Origin of the sequence: Streptomyces sp. NPDC057474 (assembly GCF_042802555.1) — a bacterium.
Lineage (GTDB): Bacteria > Actinomycetota > Actinomycetes > Streptomycetales > Streptomycetaceae > Streptomyces.
The window spans coordinates 1-7,363 of sequence record NZ_JBHVDX010000339.1 but is presented as its reverse complement, the minus strand read 5'-3'; the positions used below and the strand labels follow the sequence as shown (position 1 = coordinate 7,363).

General features: G+C 72.5%; 5 protein-coding genes. 4 read left to right on the top strand and 1 reads right to left on the bottom strand.

The features are described from left to right. Positions 1-209: 209 nt before the first annotated feature. The gene (locus ACFU53_RS44990) at positions 210-1,184 is read right to left on the bottom strand and encodes a helix-turn-helix transcriptional regulator (RefSeq protein WP_384005815.1); all 975 of its coding nucleotides are present in this window, start codon (positions 1,182-1,184) and stop codon (positions 210-212) included. Between the two features lie 62 nt (positions 1,185-1,246). Here ACFU53_RS44990 and ACFU53_RS44985 point away from each other — a divergent pair, with 62 nt between their 5' ends. The 4 genes from ACFU53_RS44985 (at position 1,247) to ACFU53_RS44970 (ending at position 7,318) form a co-directional block, all read left to right on the top strand. Beyond that, positions 1,247-2,875 (top strand): MFS transporter, encoded by a 1,629-nt coding sequence (locus ACFU53_RS44985; protein ID WP_384005813.1) that lies wholly within the window; start codon positions 1,247-1,249, stop codon positions 2,873-2,875. Positions 2,876-3,103: 228 nt separating this feature from the next. Beyond that, the gene (locus tag ACFU53_RS44980; protein ID WP_384005811.1) at positions 3,104-3,943 is read left to right on the top strand and encodes a DeoR/GlpR family DNA-binding transcription regulator; all 840 of its coding nucleotides are present in this window, start codon (positions 3,104-3,106) and stop codon (positions 3,941-3,943) included. Then, positions 3,940-4,887 carry a 1-phosphofructokinase gene (gene pfkB, locus ACFU53_RS44975; protein WP_384005809.1) on the top strand — a complete coding sequence of 316 codons (948 nt, stop codon included), beginning with the start codon at positions 3,940-3,942 and terminating at the stop codon, positions 4,885-4,887. The genes ACFU53_RS44980 and pfkB overlap by 4 nt, the downstream gene beginning before the upstream one ends. Positions 4,888-5,251: 364 nt before the next feature. Then, positions 5,252-7,318 (top strand): fructose-specific PTS transporter subunit EIIC, encoded by a 2,067-nt coding sequence (locus tag ACFU53_RS44970; RefSeq protein ID WP_384005807.1) that lies wholly within the window; start codon positions 5,252-5,254, stop codon positions 7,316-7,318. Positions 7,319-7,363: the final 45 nt, after the last annotated feature.

Here is a 7,363-nt window from a genome sequence, read left to right as displayed (position 1 = left end):
GGCGCCACCCCCCCGGCGCCGGAGCCCGGCTCCTTTTCCGCATCCGCCGGAACGGACCGACCCGAGGGCGTCCGGGACGGGCAGACCAAAGGGCCACCCCGGACCTGAACCCCGGGGTGACCCGAACGGCAGATTGTGCCACAGAGGCATCTCCGCCCGAGGCGTGGTGAGTGCCATATTCACACGTCAGAGGCCCGGCGCCCCGCTCCTCACCCCTCTGCTCCGCCCGCCGCCCGAGCCAGCCGCGCGCCCAACTCCCGTACGTAGCCGACCAGTTCCGGCGGCTCGTGCACGGTGAAGTCGCAGTCGACCACGGCGAGCCGTACGGCCAGCCACTCCACGGAGTCGCCGACGGAGGCCCGTAGCCGGCAGCTGTGCTCGTCGACGGGTTCGGGCGTTCCGAACCAGCGGGGGAGCCGGGCCGCGATGAACTCGGCGGGCGCGGCGAAGGTGACGTCGAACTCGTACGTCTCCTGCCGCCGGTACATCGACTGCTTCAGATACTCCTCCGCACTCCCCGTCGGCAGCTCGCGCGGCGTGAACCGGGCGCCCGTGGCGAAGGGTTCCTCGACCCGGTCGACCCGGAAGGTGCGCCAGTCGGCGCGGTCGAGGTCGTACGCGACGAGGTACCAACGGCGGCCGGTCGAGACGAGCCGGTACGGCTCGCAGTGGCGCCGCGAGTCCGTCCCGTCGCCGGAACGGTAGGCGAAGCGCAGCCGCTCCTGACCCGCCACCGCCGAAGCCATCACGGTCAACGTCTCGGGTGTGACGGTCGCTCCGTCGCCGCTGGTCAGGGGAGTGGTGGCGGCCTGCAGCGTGGAGACCCGGTGGCGCAACCGCGACGGCAGCACCTGTTCGAGCTTGGCGAGCGCCCGTACGGACGCCTCGTCCACCCCCTCCACCGCGTGTCCGGCCCCGGCCCGCAACCCCACCGCGATCGCCACGGCCTCCTCGTCGTCCAGCACGAGCGGGGGCATCGCCTTCCCCGCCACCAGCCGATATCCGCCCTCCGCCCCCTTCGACGCCTGCACCGGATACCCCAACTCCCGCAGTCGATCGATGTCCCGACGAACGGTCCGCCGCGAAACCCCGAGCCGCCCGGCGAGTTCACCACCGGGCCACTCGCGAGGTGTCTGGAGGAGGGAGAGGAGTTGAAGGAGTCGCGCCGGAGTGTCAGTGGTCATAAGCCCGAGGATGCCGCAGAAATAGGACACGATCTGACCTACTGGTCCTCTACTTTCAGCGCATGACCTCCACCACGAGCGCCCTGAAGGGGCGTGGGGCAGTTACCTCTGCTACATCCGCGACCCCGCCGCGTGAGCGCGACCAGCCACAGCCAACCCGCAGCGAGCCGACGGCAACCACCTCAACGGCGCTGAACACGGCACCCCCCGGCGGAGCCCGACGCTGGATCGCCCTCGCCATCGTCATGACGGCCGCCTTCATGGACCTCGTAGACGTCACCATCGTCAACATCGCGATCCCCTCCATCCAGCGAAGCGAACACGCCACGTTCAGCCAGATCCAGTGGATCACCGCCGGCTACGCCCTCGCCTTCGCCGCAGGCCTCGTCACCGGCGGCCGGCTCGGCGACATCCACGGCCGCAGGCGGATCTTCCTCCTCGGCATCGGCGGCTTCACGGTCGCCTCCGCGCTGTGCGGCCTCGCGGCGAACCCGGAGATGCTGGTGGCGGCGAGGATCGCGCAGGGCGCGACCGCCGCGCTGATGGTGCCGCAGGTGCTGTCGATCGTGCACGCGACCTTCCCGGCGCACGAGCGGGGCAAGGTCTTCGGACTGTTCGGCGCGATCGTGGGCCTCGGCGCGGTCTCCGGCCCGCTGCTCGGCGCCCTGCTCATCGAGTGGAACCCGCTCGGCCTCGAATGGCGGGCGATCTTCCTGATCAACCTCCCGGTCGGCATCGCGGGCCTGATCCTGGGCCGCCGTTTCATCACCGAGTCCAAGGCCCCGTACGCCCTGAAGCTGGACCTCGTGGGCGTCGCCCTCGTCACCGCCGGCCTGCTGATGCTGCTCTACCCGCTCACCCGGGGCCGTGAGTTGGACTGGCCGCTGTGGGGGTACGTCTCGATGGCCGGCTCGCTGGCCGTGTTCGCGGCGCTCGTGGCGTACGAGCGGCGCAAGACCGCGCGCGACGGATCCCCGCTGATCGAACTGTCGCTGTTCAAGGTGAAGAGCTTCGCGGCCGGTATCGCCGTACAGACCGTCTTCGGCATCGCCCTCGGCGTCTTCTTCCTCGTCTGGACCCTCTACCTGCAGACCGGCCTCGGCTGGAGCGTCCTGCGGGCCGGCCTCACCGGCATCCCGTTCTCCATCGCCGTCTCGGTCGCGGCCGGGGTCTCGGTCCAGAAGCTCGTCCCGCGCTTCGGCCGCAAGGTCCTCCAGTCGGGCGCCCTGCTGATGGCGGCCGGGGTGCTCCTGTACCTGGCGGAGTCGGCACGGTACGGCCTCGCCATCACCTCCTGGCAGATGGCGTTCCCGCTGGTCGTGATGGGTGCGGGCATGGGGCTCATCGTCGCCCCGCTGACCGACGCGATCCTCTCCGGAGTCCCGCGTGAGCACGCCGGTTCCGCGTCCGGGCTGATCAGCACGGTCCAGCAGATGGGCAACGCGCTGGGCCTCGGGCTGGTCGCCGTCGTCTTCTTCGGCGTCATGGACGACCACCTCGCCCCGGCCGAGATCGGCCCCGCCTTCGTGGACGCCTTCGAGTACGCGCTCGGCTGGGTGGCCGCGGTCCTGATCGCGATCTTCCTGCTGATGTTCGCCCTGCCGGGGCGACCCGCCGCGGAGACCGCCGAGTCGGCGTCCGTGGACACCGCCGAGTCGGCGTCCGCGGAGACCGACTCGGCGGTGCGCTGACCGGCGGCAGGTCGGCGCGCTTACGGCGCGAGCCGACGGCGGCGAGCCGAAGCTGACGGCGACGAGAGCGGGGCCCGGCACCTCCGAGGTGCGGGGCCCGGTCTCGTCGCAAGCCCGATCATGTCCGTCCGTGTCTGTGCCGCGCCCGAACCTGTTTACTTTTTGGAAATCCGGGCGTAGCCTCCGAGCGAAACCACAGAATCGGGCATCGGTCGGAGGCGAACGGACATGTACGCACCGGAGCGGCAGCAGGAGATCCTCCGGCTTGCACGTGACGGCGGCCGGGTGGACGTGGTGTCGCTGGCGGAGGAGTTCCAGGTCACGGCGGAGACGATCCGCCGGGATCTGAAGACCCTCGACCGCGCCGGCCTCGTCCAGCGGGTGCACGGCGGCGCGATCCCCGCCGGCCGCCTGGACTTCGAGCCCGACCTCGCCGAGCGCGAGGGCACCGCGGCCGACGAGAAGGACCGTATCGCGCAGGCCGCCCTCGCCGAACTGCCGAGCGACGGCACCATCGTCCTCGACGCCGGTACGACGATCGCGCGCCTCGCCGCCGCCATCCCGCTGGAGGCCGCGCTCACCGCGGTCACGCACAGCCTGCCGATCGCGGCCCGCCTCGCCGACCACCCGGGAATCCAGCTCCACCTGGTCGGCGGCCGCGTCCGCCACCGTACGCGCGCCGCCGTGGACGCCTGGGCGCTCCGGGCCTACGGCGAGATCCGCGCCGACGTCCTGTTCGTGGCGGCCAACGGCTTCTCCGCCGACCATGGCCTGACCACCCCCGACCTCGCCGAGGCCGCCGTGAAGCGGGCGGCGATGGCCGCCGCCCGGCGCGTGGTGCTGCTCGCCGACTCCTCCAAGCACGGTCAGGAGCACTTCGCCCGCTTCGGCGACCTGAGCGACGTGGACCTGCTGATCACCGACAGCGGGCTGAGCCCCGAAGACGCCCTCGCCATCGAACACAAGGGCACCGAAGTGCTGCGTGTCCCGGGCACTGAGCCCATCGGCGGCTCCGCCGCGGGCCGGACCGACGACCCCCGGACCAACGGCCGGAAAGACCGCTCATGATCCTCACCGTCACCCCGAACCCGTCCCTCGACCGCACGTACGAGGTCCCCTCCCTCGACCGCGGTGAGGTCATCCGGGCCACCGGCGAACGCATGGACCCGGGCGGCAAGGGCGTCAACGTCTCCCGGGCGGTCGCCGCCGCCGGCCGGCGCACCGTGGCCGTACTGCCGTTGGGCGGAGCGCCGGGCGCGCTGGTCGCGGACCTGCTCGACGCGCAGGGCATCGAGGTCGCGCGGGTGGCGGTGGCCGGGGCGACCCGCTCCAACATCGCCCTCGCCGAGGCCGACGGCGTCCTGACGAAGATCAACGCGCCGGGTCCGGAACTGTCGGCCGCCGAGCAGGAACTCCTCCTGGAGACCGTCCGCGCCCAGTCCGCCGACGCCTCCTGGATCGCCTGCTGCGGCAGCCTCCCGCGCGGCCTCGCCCCGTCCTGGTACGCCGAACTCGTCGCCCGCGCCCACGCGGCCGGCGCCCGCATCGCCCTGGACACCTCCGGCCCGGCCCTGCTCGCCGCACTCCGCGAACGCCCGGACGTCGTCAAGCCCAACGCCAAGGAACTCGCCGAAGCCGTGGGCCGCCCCCTCGCCACGGTCGGCGACGCCGTCAAGGCCGCGGAAGAGCTCCGCGAGATGGGCGCCGACGCCGTCCTCGCCAGCCTCGGCGCCGACGGACAACTCCTCGTCGACGCCTCGGGCGCCTGGTTCGGCACCGCCCACGTCGACGCCGTCCGCAGCAACGTCGGCGCCGGCGACTCCTCCCTCGCCGGTTTCCTCATCGCCGGCGGTCACGGCCCCGAAGCACTGGCCTCCGCGGTCGCCCACGGCGCGGCCGCCGTGCAGCTACCGGGAAGCGTCATGCCGACGCCGGGCGATCTGGACCCGGCGGCGGTGACGGTGACGTCGGAGGTGCCGGTGGACCGGGTCCTGAAAGAGCCGGTGTCATGAGCGGGAGATCACGGACCAACCGTCGTTCTGGCGGCGGGGGTGGGGAGCGGCCCGGGGGTCGGGGCGGAGCGGGAACGAACCTTCGTCCTGGCGGCCGGCCCGAACCTCGCCTGGTCGGCGTCGGCGTCGGCGTCGGCCTCGGCCTCGGCCTCGGCGCCTCGCGAACGAACCGTCGTTCTGGTCGCCGGCCCGCACTTCGCTCCGCCTGCTCCGGCAGTCCGCGAACGAACCCTCGTTTTTCCTTACCCGCCGCCCCACGCCTCTCCCTCCCCTGGTCGGCCCCCGTGGCCCGCACCCCCCACACTTCCGTCCCCACCCCCGCCCACCACACCCCCCGGGCGATACGCGTGCGAAGGAGCCCGCGATGAGCGAGATGATCACCGCGGACCTGGTCGATCTCGACCTGTCCGCCGATACGAAGGAAGCGGCGGCGCGTGCCCTCGCCGAGCGCATGGTGGCGAAGGGCCGGGTCACCGACCTGGACGGCTTCCTCGCCGACGTGGCCGCCCGTGAGGCGCAGATGCCGACCGGCCTCGACGGCGGCATCGGCATCCCGCACTGCCGCAGCGAACACGTCACCGAGCCGACCCTCGCCTTCGGTCGCAGCGCGGCCGGCGTCGACTTCGGCGCGCCCGACGGCCCCGCCGATTTGATCTTCCTGATCGCCGCCCCGGCGGGCGCGGACGACGCCCACCTCACGATCCTGTCCTCCCTCGCCCGCCAGCTGATGAACACCGAGTTCACGGACGCGCTCCGCGCCGTGGACGACGCGGCCCGCGCCGCCGCGCTCATCCGGGGCGACGAGGACGCGCAGCCCACCGAGGGCACCGAAGACTCCGCGGCGGCGTCGGGCGGAACGGCCTCCCCCGACGCCGCCGCGGTCAGCACGACGCCGGCGCCGACCGCCCCCGAAGAGGCCGCCCCCGCCGAGGCCCGCCCCTTCCGTGTCGTCGCCGTCACCTCCTGCCCCACTGGCATCGCGCACACCTACATGGCCGCCGAGTCGCTGGAGAACGCGGGCCGGGACGCCGGTGACGTCGAGATCGTCGTCGAGACGCAGGGCTCGGCCAGCTTCTCCCGCCTCGACCCGGCGGTCATCGCCGCCGCCGACGGCGTGATCTTCGCCCACGACGTGCCCGTACGGGAGAAGGACCGGTTCGCCGGGAAGCCCACCGTCGACGTCGGCGTGAAGGCGGGCATCAGCCGCCCCGCCGCACTGATCGCCGAGGTCCGCGGCAAGGCCGAGCGCGGCGAGGTCACGACGTCCGCTCGCCCCGGCACCCCGGTCGACCGCGCCGGCGAGCCCGGCGAGGGCTACGGCACCAAGCTGCGCAAGTGGCTGATGTCCGGCGTCAGTTACATGGTCCCGTTCGTCGCGGCGGGCGGTCTGCTGATCGCTCTCGGGTTCGCGCTCGGCGGCTGGGAGATCGACAAGGCCAAGCCGGTCACCGAGCACTTCGTCTGGCTCCAGGTCGACAGCTGGGCGGCGCTGCTGTTCCAGATCGGCGTCGTGGCCTTCGGCTTCCTGATCCCCGTCCTCGCCGGTTACATCGCGTACGGCATGGCGGACCGGCCCGGTCTCGTGCCGGGCTTCGTCGGCGGCATGATCGCCGCCAACATCAACGCCGGTTTCCTCGGCGGTCTGGCCGCCGGTCTGATCGCCGGCGCCGTCGTCCTCGGTATCCAGCGGATCAAGATCCCGCCGGTGCTGCGCGGCATCATGCCGGTGGTCGTGATCCCGCTGATCTCGTCGCTGGTCGTCGGCTTCCTGATGCTGGTGGTGATCGGCAAGCCCATCGCCGATGCCCAGAAGGGCATGACCGACTGGCTGAGCGGCCTCTCCGGCTCCAACGCGATCCTGCTCGGCGTCCTCCTCGGCCTGATGATGTGCTTCGACCTGGGCGGCCCGGTCAACAAGGTCGCGTACGCCTTCGCCACCGCAGGTATCGCCGTGCAGGACCCCAGCGACTCCGCGATGAAGATCATGGCGGCGGTCATGGCGGCCGGCATGGTCCCGCCGCTGGGCATGGCCCTCGCCACCACGATCCGCAAGAAGCTGTTCACCACCGCCGAGCGCGAGAACGGCAAGGCGGCCTGGGTGCTCGGTGCCTCGTTCATCTCCGAGGGCGCGATCCCGTTCGCGGCCGCCGACCCGCTGCGCGTGATCCCCGCCTCGATGGCGGGCGGCGCGGTCACCGGCGCGCTGGCCATGGCCTTCGGCTCGACCCTGCGCGCCCCGCACGGCGGCATCTGGGTCACCCCGCTGATCGGCAAGCCGTTCCTCTACCTGCTGGCCATCGCGGTCGGTACGGCGGTCACGGCCGGCCTGGTCATCGCCTTGAAGGGCATGCGCAAGGCCCCGGCGGGCACGACGCCCGAGTCCGCTCCCGCAGCCGCCGAGGCGGAGACGAAGGAGCCGGTCGCGGCCTGAACCCGTGACCGTACGTCGGCCGTGGCCCCCTCACGAGAGGGGGCC